Below are 16507 nucleotides of genomic sequence, written 5' to 3'. Positions count from 1 at the left end.
CAAGCCGGTTGGTCATGGAACCCGGTCACCGACCTCCAGCAGATCTGGGCGTTCCCCTTCATGGTCAACGCCTTCCGGGCGGGCACCGTCGTCGCGGTACTGGCCGCCGTCATCGGCTGGTACATGGTGCTGCGCAAGCAGAGCTTCGCCGGGCACACCCTGGCCGTGGTCAGCTTCCCCGGCGCGGCCTGCGCCACCCTGCTCGGGATCAGTGCCGGATTCGGCTACTTCGCGTTCTGCATCACGGGCGCCCTCGCGATCGCCGCCATCCCGCGGGCAGGGCAGGGCGGCCGGGGCCAGGAATCGGCGCTCACCGGAACCGTCCAGGCCTTCCTGCTCGGGTGTGGCTTCCTCTTCGTATCCCTCTACAAAGGGTTCCTGGGCGGGATCAACTCCCTGCTGTTCGGCAGCTTTCTGGGCATCACGACCGCCCAGGTGGCCGTGCTGGCCGTGGTGGCCGCGGTCGCGATCGGCGTGCTCACGGTCATCGGACGGCCGTTGCTGTTCGCATCGGTGGACCCCGACGTGGCCGCCGGGCGCGGGGTGCCGGTGCGGACCCTGTCCGTCGCGTTCCTGCTCCTGCTGGGCGTGGCCACCGCCGAGGCCGGCCAGATCACCGGCACCCTGCTGGTGTTCGCCCTCCTCGTCATGCCCGCCGCCACCGCCCAGCAACTCACCGCCCGGCCCGCCGCCGGTCTGCTCGCCTCGGTGGTGATCGCCGTCGCGGTGACGTGGGCCGGGCTGATCACCGCGTACTACTCCGCGTATCCGATCGGGTTCTACGTGACGACCTTCGCCTTCGCCGCCTATGTGGCGGCCCGCCTGGGCCGCGCGCTGACCGCCGCCGGACGACGCCGACCACTGCCAGGAGGTGCCGGGTGAACGCCTTCTCCCACCCCTACTTCACCCACGCCCTCCTCGCGGGCACGGCCATCGCCCTCGCGGCGGGCCTGACGGGCCACTTCCTGGTGCTGCGCGCCCAGGTGTTCACCGGCGACGCCCTCAGCCATGTGGCCTTCGCCGGCGCGCTGGGCGCGCTCGCGGTCGGCTGGGACCTGCGCCTCGGCCTGTTCGGCGCGACGGTGCTCCTCGCGGTGGTCATCGGCGCGCTCGGCGGACGCGGCCGGGCGGACGACGTGGCCATCGGCAGCGTCTTCTCCTGGATCCTCGGCCTGGGCGCCTTCTTCCTCACCCTCTACACCACCCGGGGCGCGGCCAACGGCACCGCCGGAGTCACCGTGCTCTTCGGCTCGATCTTCGGCCTGTCGGGCGGGCAGGCGTGGCTGGCGGCAGCCGTAGCGGCCGGGATCTGCTTGGCCCTGCTCGCCCTGGCGAGGCCGCTGCTGTTCGCCTCCGTCGACGAGGCGGTGGCCGCCGCGCGGCGGGTGCCGGTACGCGTCCTCGGCATCGCCTTCCTGGCCCTGGTCGGCGCCACCGCCGCCGAAGCCACCCAGGTGGTCGGCTCGCTGCTGCTGCTCGGTCTGCTCGCCGCGCCCGCCGGAACAGCTCATCGCCTCACCGACCGCCCCTACCGCGGGCTCGCTCTGTCGGCGGGGCTCGCGGTCGCGGACATGTGGGCCGGGCTCGCGCTGAGTTATGCCGCGCCCCAACTTCCGCCCAGCTTCTCCATCATGACGGTCGCCACCGTCGTCTACGCAGCCGTGCTCGTCATGGTGCGCACCCGGCGAGTTCCCCGCGTCAGGCCGGCGGAGGCGTGATGACCATCCCGGCCGACGACGTCAGCCTGATCGGCCGACGGACCGCCCAACGCGCCACGGTGCTCCAGGCGTTGATCGAGGCCGGCGGCTTCGTCGGAGCCCGGACGCTGCACGCCGCCCTGCAGGAATCCGGCTCGCGCATCGGCCTGAGCACCGTCTACCGCACCCTGGGCGCCCTCGCGGCCGCCGACCGCGCCGACGTCGTACGCACACGGGGCGGCGAACGCCTCTTCCGGCACCGGCCTGCCGCCGAACACCGGCACTATCTCCTGTGCCGCGGCTGCGGCCTTGGCATGCCCATCGATGCCGATGACGTCGAGAGCTGGGCCGACCGCATCGCGCGGTCCTCCGGCTTCGACGAGGTCGAACACACCCTGGAACTCACCGGCATCTGCCCCGACTGCCGCACGAGCTGAGCACTTGCCGAGCGTGCTCCATCCTGTCGGATCGCGGCCGTTTCAGGAGGTGCCGGAGTCGGGCGAGGCCCCGGTCGATGCCGGGGCCCGGCCCGGTCTGCGGCGGAGAAGGGCGTAAAGCGCCGTCGGGATGGAAATGGGTATACCCGAACACCCGTTGGCGTGCCGTCGGTGATCGGGTTCCGTCGGCGCGGCGTTCTGGTCCCGCACCGGGGGAGGAGCCTCGGAGGATGGTGGTCCCGTTATATCTGGAGCCGCGGTTGGAGCCCCGGCTGGCATTGCTGCTGGGGTCGGCCGACTTCCTCCAGACGCTGGTGGGTGGGCTCGGGTCGCCGCTCAACATCGTGCTTCCGGACCAGATCGCCGAGAATCTGGCGCGCTTCCGCGCTGTCTATCGCAGGCACCGTCTGAGCGGTGAGGTCTTCTTCGCGCACAAGGCGAACAGGTCGAGTTCCCTGGTGCGGCGGCTCGCCGCCACAGGTGCGGGAACGGGCGCGGGGATGGACGTCGCCTCGCTGGGCGAGCTGCAACACGCTCTCGGGGCGGGTTTCACACCCGGCCGGATTATGGCGACGGGGCCGAAGAGCCCGGAGTTCCTGTGGCTCGCGGCCCGCAGTGGCGTGACGGTGAACGTGGACGGCCGTGGCGAGTTGGACGATCTCGCCGCATTGGTGCGGTGGTACGACCTGCCCCGGGTCCGGGTGCTGCTGCGGCTGTCGACGTTCTCCTCGCCGGGCGTCAGACTGCTGACCAGGCAGAGCCGGTTCGGGACGCCGGTGGCGGAGCTGGACGGGCTGTTGAAGGCGGTGGAACGGCACAAGGATGCCGTGGAGTTGACGGGTGTCGGGTATCACCTGGACACGACCAGCCTTGCCGAGAAGGCCGTGGCGCTCGAAGGCTGCGTCATGGTGATGAACGAGTGCCACAATCGCGGCCTTGAGCCGCAGGTGATCGATGTCGGTGGCGGCTTCGGGGTCAACTACCTTGCCGACGGCGGGCAGTGGGACCGGTACACCACGGAGCTCACGCAGGCCGTGATGGGGAAACGTGAGGCCCTGACCTGGCGCCGGCACGGATACGGCCTGCGGTACGAGGCCGGGATGCTGTCCGGTGCACTCGGGCTGTATCCGGCCCATCGTCCGGTCGCCGCCGAGCGGTACCTCGACGCGTTGCTGTCCCAGCCCGCACCGATCCTCGGCCACACGCTGGCGGTCTCGCTCCTGGAGAGCCTCTACGGCCTCTATACGGAGCCGGGCCGGGCGCTGGTCGACCAGTGCGGGCTCACCCTGGCGCGGGTCCTGGAGGTGCGCCGTACGGGGTCCGGGGATCGCATGGTGCGGCTGGAGGCGAACGCCGACGACGTCGGTCTTGAGGAGCACGGGGTCCTGATGGATCCGGTGATCGTTCCGCGGGGCAGGGGGCGTGAACCGGCGGCGGACGCCGAGCCGGTCGGGGTGTACCTGGCCGGCAACCTGTGTCTGGAGGCAGATTTGATCACGCGGCGGATGGTCTTCCTGCCGTATCTGCCGCAGCCAGGTGACCTGTTGGGGTTCGCGAATACGGCGGGCTACTTCATGGACTTCAGCGCCGATCAGGCGCAGCACCAGCCCGTCGCGCGCAAGGTCGCCGCCTGGCAGGACGGGCCGGACGCGGGGGCCTGGCGGTGGTGCCTGGACGAGCAGTACTGGCCGGATATGCAGCGGGAGGGCGGGCATGAGGCTTGACAGCATCACCGACGCGATCGGTAACACCCCGCTTCTGTGTATCGATCCGGCTGTGCACGGCCTGCGTCGCATCGACCTGTACGCGAAGCTGGAGATGCTCAACCCGTTCGGTTCGGTGAAGGACCGGGCCGCGTGGAACATGGTGCGGCCGGGGCTGAGCGCGGCCATGGAGCACCGCCATACGGTGGTGGAGCTGTCCAGCGGGAACACCGCCAAAGCCCTGGCCGTGATCGCGGGCATGCACGGAGTGCCGTTCAAGACCGTCACCAACCGGATGCGGATCCCGGAGATCAAGGACCTGCTGCTGTTGCTGGGCGCGCAGGTCGAGGAACTGCCCGGCCAGACCGAATGCCTCGACCCGACCAACACCGACGACCCGCTGACCCTCTTCCACCAGACACTCAGCGAGCCGGGCAGCACGTACGTGTACACGGACCAGTACTTCAACGCCCTCAACACCCAGGCGCATGTGGCGGGCACCGGGCCGGAGATCATCAAGGATCTGGACGGCCGTGCCCCGGACTATTTCATCGCCTGCGTGGGCACCGCCGGTTCGTCCACGGGCGTCGCGGCGGTGCTGCGGGAGCACCACCCGGAGGTGGCCGTGGTGGGGCTGGTGGCGCACAAGTCGGACTTCATCCCCGGGATCCGCACCATCGACGAGGTACAGGAGGTCGGTCTGTTCGATCCGGCCGTGTACGACACGATCGCCACTGTCACGGCTGACGAGGCCATCGACGGCATGCTGACCCTGGCCAGGCGGTGCGGCCTGCTGGCCGGCCCCACGGCCGGAGCCGCCTATTTCGGAGCCGTTCGCCATCTGCGCGCGGCCGATGCCGAGCTCGCGGAGCGGGATGACGACGGTGAACAGGGCCGCAGGACCGCCGTGTTCATCGTGTGCGACCGGATCGAGAGCTATCTCAGTTACGTGCGGGAGCGGCGTCCCGAGCTGCTGGGCCGGCCGCCCCGGAAGAACTCCCTCGCCGACCTGTCCGACGCGGACCTGTCGGCTGCATCCGACATTGATGTGGCAGACGCCGTGCGGTGGATCGGCCGGGACCGCCCGCTGGTTGTCGACCTGCGCAGCCCGTTCGCCTACGCAGCACTGCACATCGAGGGCTCGCTCAACATCGTCGACGAGCTGTTCGGCGAACTCGTCCGGGCAGGCTTGCCGTTCAGCAAGAGCCGGCCGGTGCTGCTGGCCTGCCCGGTCGGCGAGCAGTCCGCCAGGTATGCAGCCCTGCTCTCCCGCATGGGCCATCCCGACGTGCGGAGCCTGCGCGGCGGCATCATCGCCTGGCGCGACGCGGGCGCCCCCCTGGTGAGGGAATGAGGCCGCCTTGCGCAGCACACAAGCCCCTGCCGACGCTGTGCTGGCCGAGCTGCACGAGTGGCACCTGGCCCTCCGCGCCCAGTTCCCGATCATCACCGGCCATCCGGACGTGATGTACCTGGACAGCGCGGCGACGACGCAGAAGCCGCAGGCCGTCCTCGACGCTGTCCACGCCTACCTCACCACCACCAACGCCAATGCGGGTCGGGGCACTTACACCTGGGCCAACCAAACGACCTCTCTGGTGCGGGAGACCGGGCAGCGGATCAAGGAGTTCCTGCACGACCCGGACCGGCAGCACTCCGGTGTGCACTTCGTGAGCGGGACCACCGAAGGGCTGCGGACCGTCGCACGCGACTGGCTCGTCCCCTTCCTCGACGACGGAGACGAAATCATCGTCCCGTTCGCCGACCACCAGGCCAACATCCTGCCGTGGCTCGAAGCACGGGACCTGCTGGCCCGGCAAGGGAGCCACGTCCTGGTCCGCCCCATGCCGTACCAACCAGGATCCGGGGACTACGATCTGGCGGCGCTGGACCGACTGATCACTGAGCGGACCCGTTTCGTCGCGGCCTCTCATGTCCACCATGTCTACGGCGCCAACATGAACATCCACCGGATCCGCCAGATCGTCGGCCCCCACGTGGCGATCTGCTTGGACGCCGCCCAGAGCGTCGGCCACCTGCCGGTGTCCATGACCGAACTCGACGTGGACTTCGCCGTCTTCTCCGGCCACAAGACCCTGGCCCTGCCCGGATCGGGCGTCATCTGGGCCCGCAACGCCCGTGGACCGCAGTTCGCACCCGTCGGATGGGAGGGCAGCCCCAACACCACGGGCATCGCCGGCCTGCGGGCGGCGCTCGACTGGCTGGACGCCGCAGGGACGGACAGGATCGAACGGTGGGCCCGCGCTCTGGCCGCCCGCCTCACCGACGGACTGCGCGGCTTGCCCGCGTACGAGATCCTCGGCTGCCAGCACAGCCTGGCAGCGGACACGGAGGTGCAGCAGCGCCAGGGCATCGTCACCTTCCGGCACCGCGGCATCGACTCCGGTGACCTCGGCTTCATCCTCTTCAGCCACGGTTTCATGGTCCGCTCCGACAGTCTCTGCCAGGGCAGCGCCGGTGAGAGGCAGGAATCGGTGCGCGTGAGTCTGCACGTCTACAACACCCCTCAGGAGATCGACCAACTCCTCGCCGTTCTGGCCACGTTGGAGTGAAATACGCGAATGGAAACCGTTTCCACCTGTAGGGTCGGGGTGATCCGGAAGACTGGGTGCGAGACGGCAGGGGTGGCACGGCCGGATGGGGCTGAGCATGGCGACGGCCGAGCTATGGGTACAACGCTGGGAACACCAGCAACAGCGGTACGCGCTCGACCGCGACGAGCGGTTCACCGTGATCGCCGATGTGGTCGAACACGTCACGTCCGGCCAGGCGCAGCCCGTTGTCGCCGACCTCGGATGCGGCCCGGGATCGCTGGCCGCACGGCTCGCCAGGCGGCTGCCGCACGCGGCCATCGTCGCCGTGGACACCGACCCGCTGCTGCTGGAACTGGGCCGGACCCACCACGCGTCCGCCGCCCGCTTCGTCCGGACGGAGATCGGGCAGGACGGCTGGACCGACGCGCTGGGACTGGACGGCCGGCTGGACGCCGCCGTCTCCGCCACCGCGCTGCACTGTCTCGGCACGGACGCGTTGAGCCGGACGTACAAGGACCTTGCCGCGCTGCTGCGCCCCGGCGGCGTACTCGTCAACAGCGACGGACTGCGCCCGGTCGACGGCAGGACCGCGGAGATCGTCCGGCACGTGGGCCTGCGCCGGAGCGAGCGGCAACGGCTGTCCGCCCACGAGGACTGGGAGTCCTGGTGGATGGCGGCCGAGGAAGACCCCGAACTGGCCGGTCTCCTCCCCGACCGCCCCAGGCGGCAGCCGTCACCCATCCCCAATAACGCCCTCACGCTGTCCCACCATGTCGATCTGCTCCGACAGGCGGGATTCGAGGACGTGACAACGGTCTGGCAGTTCGGCGGCGACTTCGTTCTCGTCGCCATCCGATAGCTGCCCGCGTCGGCCTGCCCGCAACTCTGGACGAACACGAGTCGCCTCGGCCTCTACTCAGCCTGCGAGAAGTCCGGCCGGGCGGGACAGCAGCAGCTGACGATTCTCAGTGGTCGTCCCAGTGGCCCTCGTGGTCGGCGTGGCGGTGGCCGTCGTGGATGTAGTCGACGTGCTCCCCGTGCGGGACGGCGACGTGGCCGCAACCCGGCGCGTGCCGGTGATCGTGGTTCTGGTGCACTGTGTGGCCGGCGGGTTCGCACTCGTCGGCGTGGCCGTCGTGAACACGGTGCAGATGGCCGTCGTGCGCATAGTCGATGTGGTCGCCATGAGGCACGGCGACGTGCCCGCAGCCGCTGCCGTGTTCGTGGGTGTGCGCGGTGTGCGGCACGTGCGTGGCGGTCGTCATCTCGACTTCCTCGCCTTTCTTCTCTTCCGGCTTCCCCCGCAGGTCCAAGTGTCCTCTCGCGCGTTCGCTGGTGCGAGTGCGACAGGAGAGGACGGCCGGAATCATGCCGTGCCGTGGTGTCCGAGCCGCAGGTGCTCGATGTGGTGAACAGCCTCGTCCAGGAGCTGGGCGACGTGCGTGTCGTACAGGCTGTAGACGATCCGACGGCCATCGCGGTGCCCGACGACGAGACCGAGAGCACGCAGCAGGCGCAGCTGATGGGAGACGGCCGACTGTTCCATGCCGATCGCGGTGGCGAGTTCCGTGACCGGGTGCGGGCTGCGCCGGAGCCTGCTGAGGATCAGCAGGCGGGACGGAGTCGCGAGGGCCTGGAGAGTGGCCGCCACGACCGAGGCCGTGGCGGCGTCGAGATGAGTGGCGGGAGCGGTTGCGGTGGCGCCGAGTACGGCAACAGGCGCCGGGTGGTCCGGGCACCCGGCGAGCCGGGCGCCTGCCTCATCCGCGTGCACGGCGGCGCCCCCGCGCCCGGGTCTTCTCGGCGCCGGGCGCGCGGATGAATTGGAGTTCCAGGGCCGGCGGGGGAGCCGCCACGCCAGGACCCCCTTGGGCGATCCAGCGCAGAAGGTCGTCCGTGAAGCTGTCGTCCATGGCGAAGCCGATCCAGACCGCCCGGCCGCCGCGCCGCCGTCCCTGGGTGGACGGCTGGACCACCATGACGTTTGCCTGGTCACAGGGGCCGAGGCAATCCGTCGTCCGGACGGCGAAGCGACCTGCTGGGTCGGCAGCGGCGATACGCAGCCTTTCCAGCTGCCCCTGGTGATCGGTGCCGGGGTGCTTGCGCGGATTGCCGCAGCAGCAGCCCCGGCACACCAGCAAGGTGCACGGCCGGACGCGGGCGGCGCTGATGACGGCCGTACGCCTGTCGGCGGCACCGCTCACAGTGCGTCTCGGAAGGGCAGGCGGTGGGCCCGTACCAGGCCGTCCCGGTAGCAGACGACCAGCAGGTGCGGGCCCGACCAGGCGAGCGCGGCGACTGCCGACGGGCCCTCCAGGGTGCGGAGCGGGCGCAGCCGGGACTCGGGCCGTCCGGCAGTGGCCCGCCACAGCGCGACCGTCCCGTCATCGCCGCCACTGGCCAGATGCGCGGCACCGCCGGGCCGCCAGGCCAACGCGGTGATCGTCTCGTGGCAGCGCAGCGAGCGGGGCGCGCTACCGGCCGGGCCCTTGCCGGAGAAGTCCCAGACGGTCACGTCCGGCGCGCCGTCGGCGGCCAGCCAGAACCCGGTGTCGTCGAAGGCGAGGCGGGAGACCTTCTCCGGGTAGCCGGACATGGTCAGGTCGTCACCATCGCGGGTGCGCCAGATGTGGATGGACGCGTCCTGGTTGCCGCTGCAGATCCAGCGTCCGGTCGGTGCGACGGCGAGTGCCAGGTGGGAGCCGCGGTAGGGGTAAGTGACGACCGGCTGCTCGGTGTGCCGCTCGTGGCCGCGTACGGCACCGTACGCGGCCACGGCAAGGCGCCGCCCCTGACGCATCCAGGCAAGATCGGTGACGGTCGATGCGGCGGGTTCGGCGGACCACAACTCCTCGCCGTCCGCGCCCAGTACGAGGGCGCGGCGGCCGGAGGCCACCGCGACCCGTTCGTCGTTAGCCCAGGCGGCCGCCGACGACCAGGTGCCCGTCTCCCGTACCGTCGTGCACCCGTCCTCGTGCCGCCACAGCGCATATCCCATGGGGCCGGTGGCCACCAAGTGGCGTGCATCCGGGGAGAGTTGGACATTCAGCGTGCCGCCGGGCAGCTCGAAGCCACCGATCTCGATGCCGGCCGCCAGCACCCTGACCGTCCCCTCGGCCCCGGCGACGGCCACCAGGTCGCCCTGCGCGCTGAGCGCGACGGGCGCGTCGTCGACGGCGAACTCCCAGGCCACGGAGAGCTCCTGATCGGCAGCGGTGATGCTCACGCGACCGCCCCCGCGGTGGCCAGGCATTCGGCGAAACCACGCTCAAGGCCCTCGCGGTCGAGGTTCCGACCGATGAAGACGAGCCGGTTGCGGCGTAGCTCGTCCTCGTGCCAGTCCCGCCCGAACTCCCCGTCCAGGAGCATGTGCACACCCTGGAAGACGTACTGCTTGGGGGCGCCCGCGATGGCGAGGATGCCCTTGGAGCGGAAGATGTCGACGCCCCTGGTGCGGAGCAGAGTGCCGAGCCAGCGGTTGAGCCGGTCCTCGTCGAGCTCGCCGGGCAGGTCGATGCCGACCGACGTGACGGTGGTGTCGTGCTGGTGCTCGGTCTCGGTGAGGAACGACGGGTCGTCGGCGAGCACCCGATCCAGGTCGAACGCGCCGACGTCCAGCACCTCTTGGAGATCCAGCTGCGCGTGCCGGGCCGGGATGATCCGCACACCGCTGTTGATGGCCCGGATGCGGGTGACGACGTCCACGATGGTCGCATCGTCGGCCAAGTCGGTCTTGTTGAGCACGATCCGGTCCGCGAAGGCGATCTGTTCGACGGCCTCGTTCTCCACGCCGTCGGGCTTGACCTCGTCGAGGTGTTGCAGCACGTGCCCGGCGTCGACGAGGGTGACGATGGCGTCGAGCCGGAGTTGGGCGGCGATCTCGTCGTCCATGAAGAAGGTCTGTGCGACTGGCGCCGGATCGGCCAGGCCTGTCGTCTCGATGAGGATGTGGTCGAACTTCTCCCGCCTGCGCATCAGCGCACCGAGAATGCGGATCAGGTCCCCGCGCACGGTGCAGCAGATGCAGCCGTTGTTCATCTCGAAGATTTCCTCTTCGGCGTCCAGCACCAGCGCGTCGTCGATGCCCACCTCGCCGAACTCGTTCTCGATGACGGCGATCCGCAGCCCGTGCTGCTCGGTGAGGATCCGGTTGAGCAGAGTGGTCTTGCCCGAGCCGAGGAACCCCGTCAGCACGGTGACCGGGACCCGCTCGTCGCGCAACTCCTCGGATTTCGGCTGGACGTGGGATTGCGGACTGGTCATTCAGGCTCCTTCAGGTGCGGTGCTCAGCAGAGCGTTCAGGTCGTCGCCGGTGATCAGGTCGGCAGGGCGGTGCAGGGTCCAGCGGCGGGCGGGTCCGTCCATCGGGAGGACGGCGATGACGGTTTCCAGCGGCGGGCAGCCCGGCTCGGTGCAGGCGAGCTGCCGAATCACCACGGCGGTGTCCTCGTCCAGGCCGAGCGTGCGGCGCACGGCCTCCTTCAGTTCGCGCAACTGCGGGCTCTGTCCCGGTACGCGGGCTCCGAGCGGCATGGCGGATCTCCTCGATCGGCGGCGGATGTGCAGGTGGCGCAGACGCCGGTGAGTTCGACGGTGTGCTCCACCTCGACGAAACCGGCGTCCGCCCCGACCCGGTCGGCCCACGCCTCCACCACCTCGGACTCCACCGGCCAACTGCGGCCGCAACACCGGCAGATGAGGTAGTGGCGGTGTCCGTCAGCCGGCCGCACCCGGTAGAGGCGCTCTCCGGCGTTGTCGCGTACGAGATCGACGAGGCCGGCGACCTCCAGCTCGCGCAGCGCCCGGTACACGGTGGTCAGTCCGACGGGGCCCGTGGTGAGGGCGAGCAGGGCATGGAGTTCCTGGGCCGACGCGAAATCGCGGCATCCCGCGAGGGCGCGCAGGACGGCGACGCGCTGCCAGGTCGGACGGCCGACCATGACAGATCACCCCCACTGTGCGACTCGGGGTCGGGCCTTACGGAATTACGCTAGATGAAAATGACATCCATGTCCACATGGCGCGAGTACTCGCCTCGGAGCCCCCGGGGGGGAGGTGGAATCCCCTCCCTGGAGTTGGCGGCCTCGTCCGTAATGCCAATTTCCATCCTGTGGAGCGCAGTTCGTACGGGCGCGATGCCAAGCGCTCTCGCGTGGCAGCCGCAGGCCGTTGAGGCCGACGATGACGGTCGGGCCCTCGTGGCCGAGCATGCCGAGCGGCGGGGGCAGGTTGCTGCCGAGGCCCCAAACGACCAGGCCGGTGATGAAGGCCGAGGCGATCACCGGATTCTGGATCATCAGACGATGGGCATGCCGGGAGAGGGTGACGGCGGTGGGGGTGGTGGCGAGTCGGGCTCGCCGAGGGTGAGTGTGTGGGTTCGCGCGACTTCGAGTGCCCTGCCGTGTGGGCGGGAGTGTGGGTGATCACTGTCTGCGTCGTGGTCCACGATTTTCTGAATTCACGATCTCGTGTACTGTCATGTGGGTGCTGACCCTTGCCTCCGAGATCGAGGTGCTGGCGCGGTTCGGCCGCGCGCTCGCCGACCCGATCCGCTGCCGACTGCTGCTCACGCTTCGCGAAGCCCCGGCCCATCCGTCCGACCTGGCTGACGAGTTGGGGATCTCGCGCACCCGGTTGTCGAACCACCTGGCCTGCCTGAGGGACTGCGGGCTGGTCGTGGCTGTCCCGGTCGGGCGGCGTACTCGCTATGAGCTGGCCGACCCCCGTCTGGGTCACGCTCTCGACGACCTGCGCGCTGCCGTCGTGGCCGTCGAGGCGGACCGCTCCTGTGGCGAGGCCGAAGAGAAGGGCTGCTGCTGATGGCCGCCATCGCTCTCGGTCCGCCGGCGGCTCGCCGCGATGCTCTGACCCGCCGGATACGGCTGCTGGTGGCCGCGACGATCACCTACAACGTGATCGAGGCCGCGGTTGCTCTAGCCGTCGGGACTCGTGCCTCATCAGCCGCGCTGATCGGCTTCGGCCTGGACTCCGTCGTCGAGGTCTCCTCGGCAGCGGCGGTGGCCTGGCAGTTCTCCGCCCGTGAGCACGCCGCGCGCGAGGCGCGGGAGAAGACCACCTTGCGGATCATCGCGGTCTCGTTCTTCGCGCTGGCCGCCTATGTCGGCGTCGACGCGGTGAGGTCCCTTGCCGGGAGCGGAAAGGCCGGCCACTCCCTTCCCGGCATCGTGCTCGCTGCGGCGTCCCTGGTGGTGATGCCGTTCCTGTCCGCCGCCCAGCGGCGGGCCGGGCGGGAGCTGGGCTCTGCCTCGGCCGTCGCGGACTCCAAGCAGACCCTGCTGTGCACCTATCTGTCGGGAGTGCTGCTGGCCGGCCTGCTGGCCAACACCCTGCTCGGCTGGTCCTGGGCCGATCCGATCGCCGCGCTGGTCATTGCCGCCGTGGCGGTCAAGGAGGGGTGGGATGCCTGGCGGGGCGACGGATGCTGCGCGGTTCCGGCCGTTACGGCTCCGGCTGTCGAGAGCGATGCGTGCGGCTGCCGTCCGGGCTGTGTTTGCTGCAACTGACCTTCCGTTCAGTCAAGTTCGAGCGACGTGGTGAGGAGCTCTCTGGCGGCGTCGGCGTAGCGGATCGCGGCCCGTTCGCGAGGCGGTGGCCGTCGCGTACACCTCGCCGCGCCGGACCTCGATGCCCGACTGTGAGGTGCAGTCGCCGTACGGGACGGGGTGGCGTGGAGGTGAGAGGGAGTCCGCGGTCCGGCGACCGGGGGAGTGAACTCAACGACCATGGCCACACCAAGGAACGCGAGGTGAGGCGCTAGAGGGAAGCGCCATCACTCCATCCCCAGGCCACCCTTGGCCAGGACGGCCTGCCGAGGGCGCCTCGTCGCCGTCGGGATTCGGCGTGTTGGCGTGTGACATATGGCGTGGCACCCGGCGGACCTTACGCTGCCGTGCATGAGCAGCAAGATCCCTGTCCGTGGGGGCAGGAAAGGGCAGCAGCACCGGGCAACCCCGGACGACCTGCGCTCGTACGCCGTGGCCCCAGCCTCACCGGTGACCGTGACGCGGGCCGACGGATCGGTGGAGGTCCGGCCGGCGAAAACGGCACAGCAGGCGCTCACGGCAGTGCGGCGCCGGGGCCCGGCCGTGTGCGCGATGTGCCGCGACGCGATCGAGGGGAAAGTGTGGGGCAGTCGGGAACAGGGCTCCTGCCGCGGCAAGCCGGTGCACCCGGAGTGCGAAAAGAAGACCCGGGCGTTCGGGGCGCAGCGGCGGGCCGCGAAGCAGCAGGCGAAGAAGCTGAAGGCGGGCGCCGGACTGTCGCTGGCGGAGGAGAACCGCTGGCTGCTGGCCACGCAGGACCGCATCAGGGAACTTCGGCGCCAGCGCGACCAGACGAGGTAGCGGGACAGCCGCAGGCCAACTCTGCACTCCCGCCTGATCCACCGCGTGCCCGTCCCGGGCCTGAGTGAGCAGCCGTAGCCACCTGTTCCGGGCGAGTTCAGTCGGGAGGCGTGGCTCCGGGCAGCTGTCCGGCGAAGTCCAGCCACTGCTCGATGGGCCACACGGCGACGCTGGAGCGGTCGGTGGACATCCGCAGCCACACCTCGTCGCCGCCGGGCATGAGCGCCAGCTCCAGGTGCGGCTCCTCCCACGTCCCCATCGGGTACATCCACTCGATGCCGTCGGGCCAGGTGCGCATCGCCACCGTGCGCACGCTCAGCGCCGCGGCCAGGGCGTCCAGGGCCGCGCGCGGTATCCGCACCTCCGCCGGCTCGCGGTCGAACGCTGCCACCCTGGCTCCTCTCCGGCGGCGAGACGCGACAGCTCACCGCGCGCCCCACCCTGCCACGGGAACGGCCGTCCTGACAGCGTTCGCGGGTTGGGCGCAGGTGCCGTCTGGTGGGCGCAACACCGGTGATCAGGCGGTGGGTTCGGACCCCACCAGGCCGGCGCGTCAGGCACGGGCCGGGTGGTCGGTTCAGGCGGCGCCGCTGTTGTCCGGGGGAGGCGGCGAGGAGTGTTGGATGCGCTCGCGCTCGACACCGGCGTTGATCTCGGCGCGGCGGGTCTCGCCGCGTTGTTCGATGTACGCCTTGCCCACCGTGCTCACGGCGGTGGCGATGGGGCCGGTCGCGGCCAGGATCTCCGGCCAGCTGGATCCGGCGAGTGATTCGGAGAGTTCGGCCTGGGACGGCGGGGTGGGCTGGTCGGGGTCGCGAGTGGTCATAGCGATCATCATGCGCTGAGCAGTGCGCCCCCGGTTACAGTCACGCGGCGGGTGCCGGAGCCAATGGCAGTGGCTCCGGCCCCCGCGTCTGCGGGCGAGGAGGGGGGCAGGCGGTGTCCTCGTGCGGCTCCAGCAGACCGTCCAGGGGCGCTTCTTCGAAAGGCGTCAGACGCCGCATGCCTGGATGTACTGGATTGCGGTTCCCGCGTGGCAGACGACCGAACAGGGCGTCGCCCCGGTCGAATAGCGGGTCTGGGTCACCCCCGCCCAGCTGCGCCCCATCGAGGGGGTCTCCTACGACACTTCTGTGTCAAGTCCGTGCGTGTTGCTGGCTCCACGATCCACCAGCGCGACGAGAGGGCTCGGCATCAACACCGAGCCCTCTCTTTCTTCCGCCACCGCCCGGACGGCCACGGGACCTGCCCACTACCCTGGCCGCCCGTCGCATGGCCTTCCACCTGCCGTGGTCGACCTGGCGACGACGCCGCCAAGCACGCGCCCGCCGGCATCACTGCAAGCGACGACTCACCGGCCGTGACCGAACCCCGCAACCCGACAGCCCGTCAGACATGAAGTGCGAGCGGCTGGAATACCAGCCGCCGGGGTTGCGGGGGTGGCCAGGTCAGCGGGGCGTCATCGCTTGGCGATGGGGAGGGCTGCGGAGACCAGATAGCCCAGCTCGTTGTGCCCGTACTCGTTGGGGTGAGCCGCGCCCCACAAGGCATAGTCGGGGTTGGTCTTGGGGGCCGGGACGGGCCAGATCCACCGGTTGGGGGACGCGGGCTGGCAGGGCTCGTGCCCCTTGAAGTGGTCGTAGGTGTTGACGTAGGTGACAGCGAAGTTGGGCTCTTTCGCGGCCAGCCCGGTGACGGTGTCCTCGACGCTTGCGTTGAACGCTTCGAACTTGCCCCGCAGCCACGCGAGGTCACCGTGGGAGACCGGCCCGAGCCCGTTCCTCAGGAAGGGGATGGGATCCGTGTAGAAGTTGCACCGCGTGACGTCCTGGGGGATGACTGCGGGGTAGCCGACGACCGCTACCTGGGCCTGCGGAGCCCGCTTGTGGATTTCCAGCAGGGCCTTCTGGATTTCTTCCTGTGCCCCCGGGATGTCGAACTGGTAGTTCCTCTCGCCGTTTTCGGAGCGATCCTTGCACGAGGTGCCCTGGGGGTCGTTACCCCTGCCGGTGCCGCCGAAGTCGCGGTCGGTCCCGTCATTGATGCAGGTGAGGAAGGCGTTGCTGACTCCGCTGTCGTTGCCTCCCATCTGGAATGTCACGTACTTCGTGTCGGCGTTGACCTCGTCGATCATCGCCGGGGTTCGCCCGCCGTCGATGGACTCCCAGAAGCCACCCCTTCCGGACCCCCAGACACCCTTCTTGAGGGTCGCCCCGTTGCACGAGGTGTCGGTGATGTCCCAGCCCTTGGCCTCGGCCACCTGATGGGGATAGTTCCTCAGCGACCGTCCGCCGCAGGCTTCGTCGGTCGGGTCGAGCGGCTCGATGGACCCGGCGGCGGCGAACGAGTCACCGATCGCGACGTACTTGGGATCGTCCAGCTTGGACGCCGCGCGCGCCGGATGGGACTGCGGTGCGGCGACCGCGACAGACAGCCCCACGCCGAGCAAGGACGCGGCGGCTGCAGCGATCGCCGAACTGCGCAGCAGGCGGCGTGACGAACGTCGACCGGGCAAAGTGACCTCCTCGTCGGTGTACCCGCCCCAAGGCTGGCAGGGACTCCGACGAATGCTGCCCAACCCCATAAATAAGCAACATACCGCCACACGTGTGAGTGACGGGATGGTCAAATTTCCGCACAGTCTTAGTAGGACTCCGTTACTGACCCTTTCGGGTTCATGTCGGGTGTGGCGTGAGGACCAGCCCGGTTTCGGTGAGGCAGCCGTCGATGAGTTCGGGGTGGTGCTGGATA

General features: G+C 69.9%; 20 protein-coding genes and 1 pseudogene. 10 read left to right on the top strand and 11 right to left on the bottom strand.

Annotated elements, in window-relative coordinates; translation table 11 throughout:
• From ACIQ8J_RS35015 to ACIQ8J_RS34985, 7 genes are all read left to right on the top strand, one after another.
• Positions 1-882: metal ABC transporter permease (locus ACIQ8J_RS35015; protein WP_403608130.1), on the top strand; the 882-nt coding region annotated here is incomplete at its 5' end.
• Positions 879-1718 (top strand): metal ABC transporter permease, encoded by an 840-nt coding sequence (locus tag ACIQ8J_RS35010; protein ID WP_403276521.1) that lies wholly within the window; start codon positions 879-881, stop codon positions 1716-1718. The genes ACIQ8J_RS35015 and ACIQ8J_RS35010, both read left to right, overlap by 4 nt.
• Positions 1718-2134, top strand: coding sequence for a Fur family transcriptional regulator (locus tag ACIQ8J_RS35005; protein WP_403276523.1), 417 nt, complete (start codon positions 1718-1720; stop codon positions 2132-2134). Before ACIQ8J_RS35010 ends, ACIQ8J_RS35005 begins: the two co-directional genes overlap by 1 nt.
• Positions 2135-2364: 230 nt before the next feature.
• Positions 2365-3858 carry an alanine racemase gene (locus tag ACIQ8J_RS35000; protein WP_403276525.1) on the top strand — a complete coding sequence of 498 codons (1494 nt, stop codon included), beginning with the start codon at positions 2365-2367 and terminating at the stop codon, positions 3856-3858.
• Entirely contained in the window at positions 3848-5191 is a 1344-nt protein-coding gene (locus ACIQ8J_RS34995; protein WP_403276526.1) for a pyridoxal-phosphate dependent enzyme, read from the top strand. Before ACIQ8J_RS35000 ends, ACIQ8J_RS34995 begins: the two co-directional genes overlap by 11 nt.
• A 7-nt stretch (positions 5192-5198) precedes the next feature.
• The gene (locus ACIQ8J_RS34990) at positions 5199-6410 is read left to right on the top strand and encodes an aminotransferase class V-fold PLP-dependent enzyme (RefSeq protein WP_403276528.1); all 1212 of its coding nucleotides are present in this window, start codon (positions 5199-5201) and stop codon (positions 6408-6410) included.
• An 85-nt stretch (positions 6411-6495) separates the two neighbouring features.
• Positions 6496-7251, top strand: a complete 756-nt coding sequence (locus ACIQ8J_RS34985) for a class I SAM-dependent methyltransferase (RefSeq protein WP_403276530.1) — start codon at positions 6496-6498, stop codon at positions 7249-7251.
• Between the two features lie 106 nt (positions 7252-7357).
• Here ACIQ8J_RS34985 and ACIQ8J_RS34980 read toward each other — a convergent pair whose 3' ends face one another.
• From ACIQ8J_RS34980 to ACIQ8J_RS34945, 8 genes and pseudogenes are all read right to left on the bottom strand, one after another.
• Positions 7358-7657, bottom strand: a complete 300-nt coding sequence (locus tag ACIQ8J_RS34980; RefSeq protein ID WP_403276532.1) for a hypothetical protein — start codon at positions 7655-7657, stop codon at positions 7358-7360.
• 101 nt (positions 7658-7758) lie between these two features.
• Entirely contained in the window at positions 7759-8166 is a 408-nt protein-coding gene (locus ACIQ8J_RS34975) for an ArsR/SmtB family transcription factor (protein ID WP_403276534.1), read from the bottom strand.
• Positions 8153-8563: a (2Fe-2S) ferredoxin domain-containing protein gene (locus ACIQ8J_RS34970; RefSeq protein ID WP_403276555.1), complete on the bottom strand. Its 411-nt coding sequence runs from the start codon at positions 8561-8563 to the stop codon at positions 8153-8155. Before ACIQ8J_RS34970 ends, ACIQ8J_RS34975 begins: the two co-directional genes overlap by 14 nt.
• 29 nt (positions 8564-8592) lie before the next feature.
• A complete protein-coding gene (locus tag ACIQ8J_RS34965) occupies positions 8593-9618 on the bottom strand; it encodes a WD40 repeat domain-containing protein (RefSeq protein WP_403276535.1) in 1026 nt (341 codons plus the stop codon).
• The gene (locus ACIQ8J_RS34960) at positions 9615-10655 is read right to left on the bottom strand and encodes a CobW family GTP-binding protein (RefSeq protein ID WP_403276536.1); all 1041 of its coding nucleotides are present in this window, start codon (positions 10653-10655) and stop codon (positions 9615-9617) included. Before ACIQ8J_RS34960 ends, ACIQ8J_RS34965 begins: the two co-directional genes overlap by 4 nt.
• On the bottom strand, positions 10656-10886 hold the full coding sequence (locus ACIQ8J_RS34955) for a hypothetical protein (protein ID WP_403276537.1): 231 nt from the start codon (positions 10884-10886) through the stop codon (positions 10656-10658).
• Positions 10874-11332 (bottom strand): Fur family transcriptional regulator, encoded by a 459-nt coding sequence (locus ACIQ8J_RS34950; protein ID WP_403276538.1) that lies wholly within the window; start codon positions 11330-11332, stop codon positions 10874-10876. Before ACIQ8J_RS34950 ends, ACIQ8J_RS34955 begins: the two co-directional genes overlap by 13 nt.
• 189 nt (positions 11333-11521) lie before the next feature.
• Positions 11522-11749, bottom strand: a pseudogene (locus ACIQ8J_RS34945) (heavy metal translocating P-type ATPase); the annotation flags it as partial.
• 127 nt (positions 11750-11876) lie between these two features.
• On the opposite strand from ACIQ8J_RS34945, the gene ACIQ8J_RS34940 reads away from it, so the two are divergent.
• From ACIQ8J_RS34940 to ACIQ8J_RS34930, 3 genes are all read left to right on the top strand, one after another.
• Positions 11877-12212 carry an ArsR/SmtB family transcription factor gene (locus tag ACIQ8J_RS34940; RefSeq protein ID WP_403276540.1) on the top strand — a complete coding sequence of 112 codons (336 nt, stop codon included), beginning with the start codon at positions 11877-11879 and terminating at the stop codon, positions 12210-12212.
• Positions 12212-12916, top strand: a complete 705-nt coding sequence (locus ACIQ8J_RS34935; protein WP_403276543.1) for a cation transporter — start codon at positions 12212-12214, stop codon at positions 12914-12916. The genes ACIQ8J_RS34940 and ACIQ8J_RS34935 overlap by 1 nt, the downstream gene beginning before the upstream one ends.
• A 390-nt stretch (positions 12917-13306) precedes the next feature.
• A complete protein-coding gene (locus ACIQ8J_RS34930) occupies positions 13307-13756 on the top strand; it encodes a hypothetical protein (protein WP_403276544.1) in 450 nt (149 codons plus the stop codon).
• 97 nt (positions 13757-13853) lie between these two features.
• Here the strand turns inward: ACIQ8J_RS34930 and ACIQ8J_RS34925 are convergent, their stop codons facing one another.
• From ACIQ8J_RS34925 to ACIQ8J_RS34915, 3 genes are all read right to left on the bottom strand, one after another.
• The gene (locus tag ACIQ8J_RS34925; RefSeq protein ID WP_403276545.1) at positions 13854-14147 is read right to left on the bottom strand and encodes a hypothetical protein; all 294 of its coding nucleotides are present in this window, start codon (positions 14145-14147) and stop codon (positions 13854-13856) included.
• A gap of 186 nt (positions 14148-14333) precedes the next feature.
• The gene (locus ACIQ8J_RS34920) at positions 14334-14582 is read right to left on the bottom strand and encodes a hypothetical protein (protein ID WP_403276547.1); all 249 of its coding nucleotides are present in this window, start codon (positions 14580-14582) and stop codon (positions 14334-14336) included.
• Between the two features lie 633 nt (positions 14583-15215).
• Positions 15216-16340, bottom strand: coding sequence for an SGNH/GDSL hydrolase family protein (locus ACIQ8J_RS34915; protein WP_403608128.1), 1125 nt, complete (start codon positions 16338-16340; stop codon positions 15216-15218).
• Between the last annotated feature and the right edge of the window lie 167 nt (positions 16341-16507).

The organism is Streptomyces sp. NPDC094147, assembly GCF_044764265.1.
Taxonomy (GTDB): Bacteria; Actinomycetota; Actinomycetes; order Streptomycetales; family Streptomycetaceae; genus Streptomyces.
Note: the sequence above shows the minus strand (reverse complement) of the source record. Positions and strands in the feature narration are given on the sequence as shown.

Coding starts and splice junctions, on each gene's coding strand:
- ACIQ8J_RS35005 (WP_403276523.1), top strand. CDS start 1,718: ATGACCATCCCGGCCGACGACGTCAGCCTGATCGGCCGACGGACCGCC.
- ACIQ8J_RS35000 (WP_403276525.1), top strand. CDS start 2,365: ATGGTGGTCCCGTTATATCTGGAGCCGCGGTTGGAGCCCCGGCTGGCA.
- ACIQ8J_RS34995 (WP_403276526.1), top strand. CDS start 3,848: ATGAGGCTTGACAGCATCACCGACGCGATCGGTAACACCCCGCTTCTG.
- ACIQ8J_RS34985 (WP_403276530.1), top strand. CDS start 6,496: ATGGGGCTGAGCATGGCGACGGCCGAGCTATGGGTACAACGCTGGGAA.
- ACIQ8J_RS34980 (WP_403276532.1), bottom strand. CDS start 7,657: ATGACGACCGCCACGCACGTGCCGCACACCGCGCACACCCACGAACAC.
- ACIQ8J_RS34960 (WP_403276536.1), bottom strand. CDS start 10,655: ATGACCAGTCCGCAATCCCACGTCCAGCCGAAATCCGAGGAGTTGCGC.
- ACIQ8J_RS34950 (WP_403276538.1), bottom strand. CDS start 11,332: ATGGTCGGCCGTCCGACCTGGCAGCGCGTCGCCGTCCTGCGCGCCCTC.
- ACIQ8J_RS34935 (WP_403276543.1), top strand. CDS start 12,212: ATGGCCGCCATCGCTCTCGGTCCGCCGGCGGCTCGCCGCGATGCTCTG.
- ACIQ8J_RS34930 (WP_403276544.1), top strand. CDS start 13,307: ATGAGCAGCAAGATCCCTGTCCGTGGGGGCAGGAAAGGGCAGCAGCAC.
- ACIQ8J_RS34920 (WP_403276547.1), bottom strand. CDS start 14,582: ATGACCACTCGCGACCCCGACCAGCCCACCCCGCCGTCCCAGGCCGAA.
- ACIQ8J_RS34915 (WP_403608128.1), bottom strand. CDS start 16,340: ATGGGGTTGGGCAGCATTCGTCGGAGTCCCTGCCAGCCTTGGGGCGGG.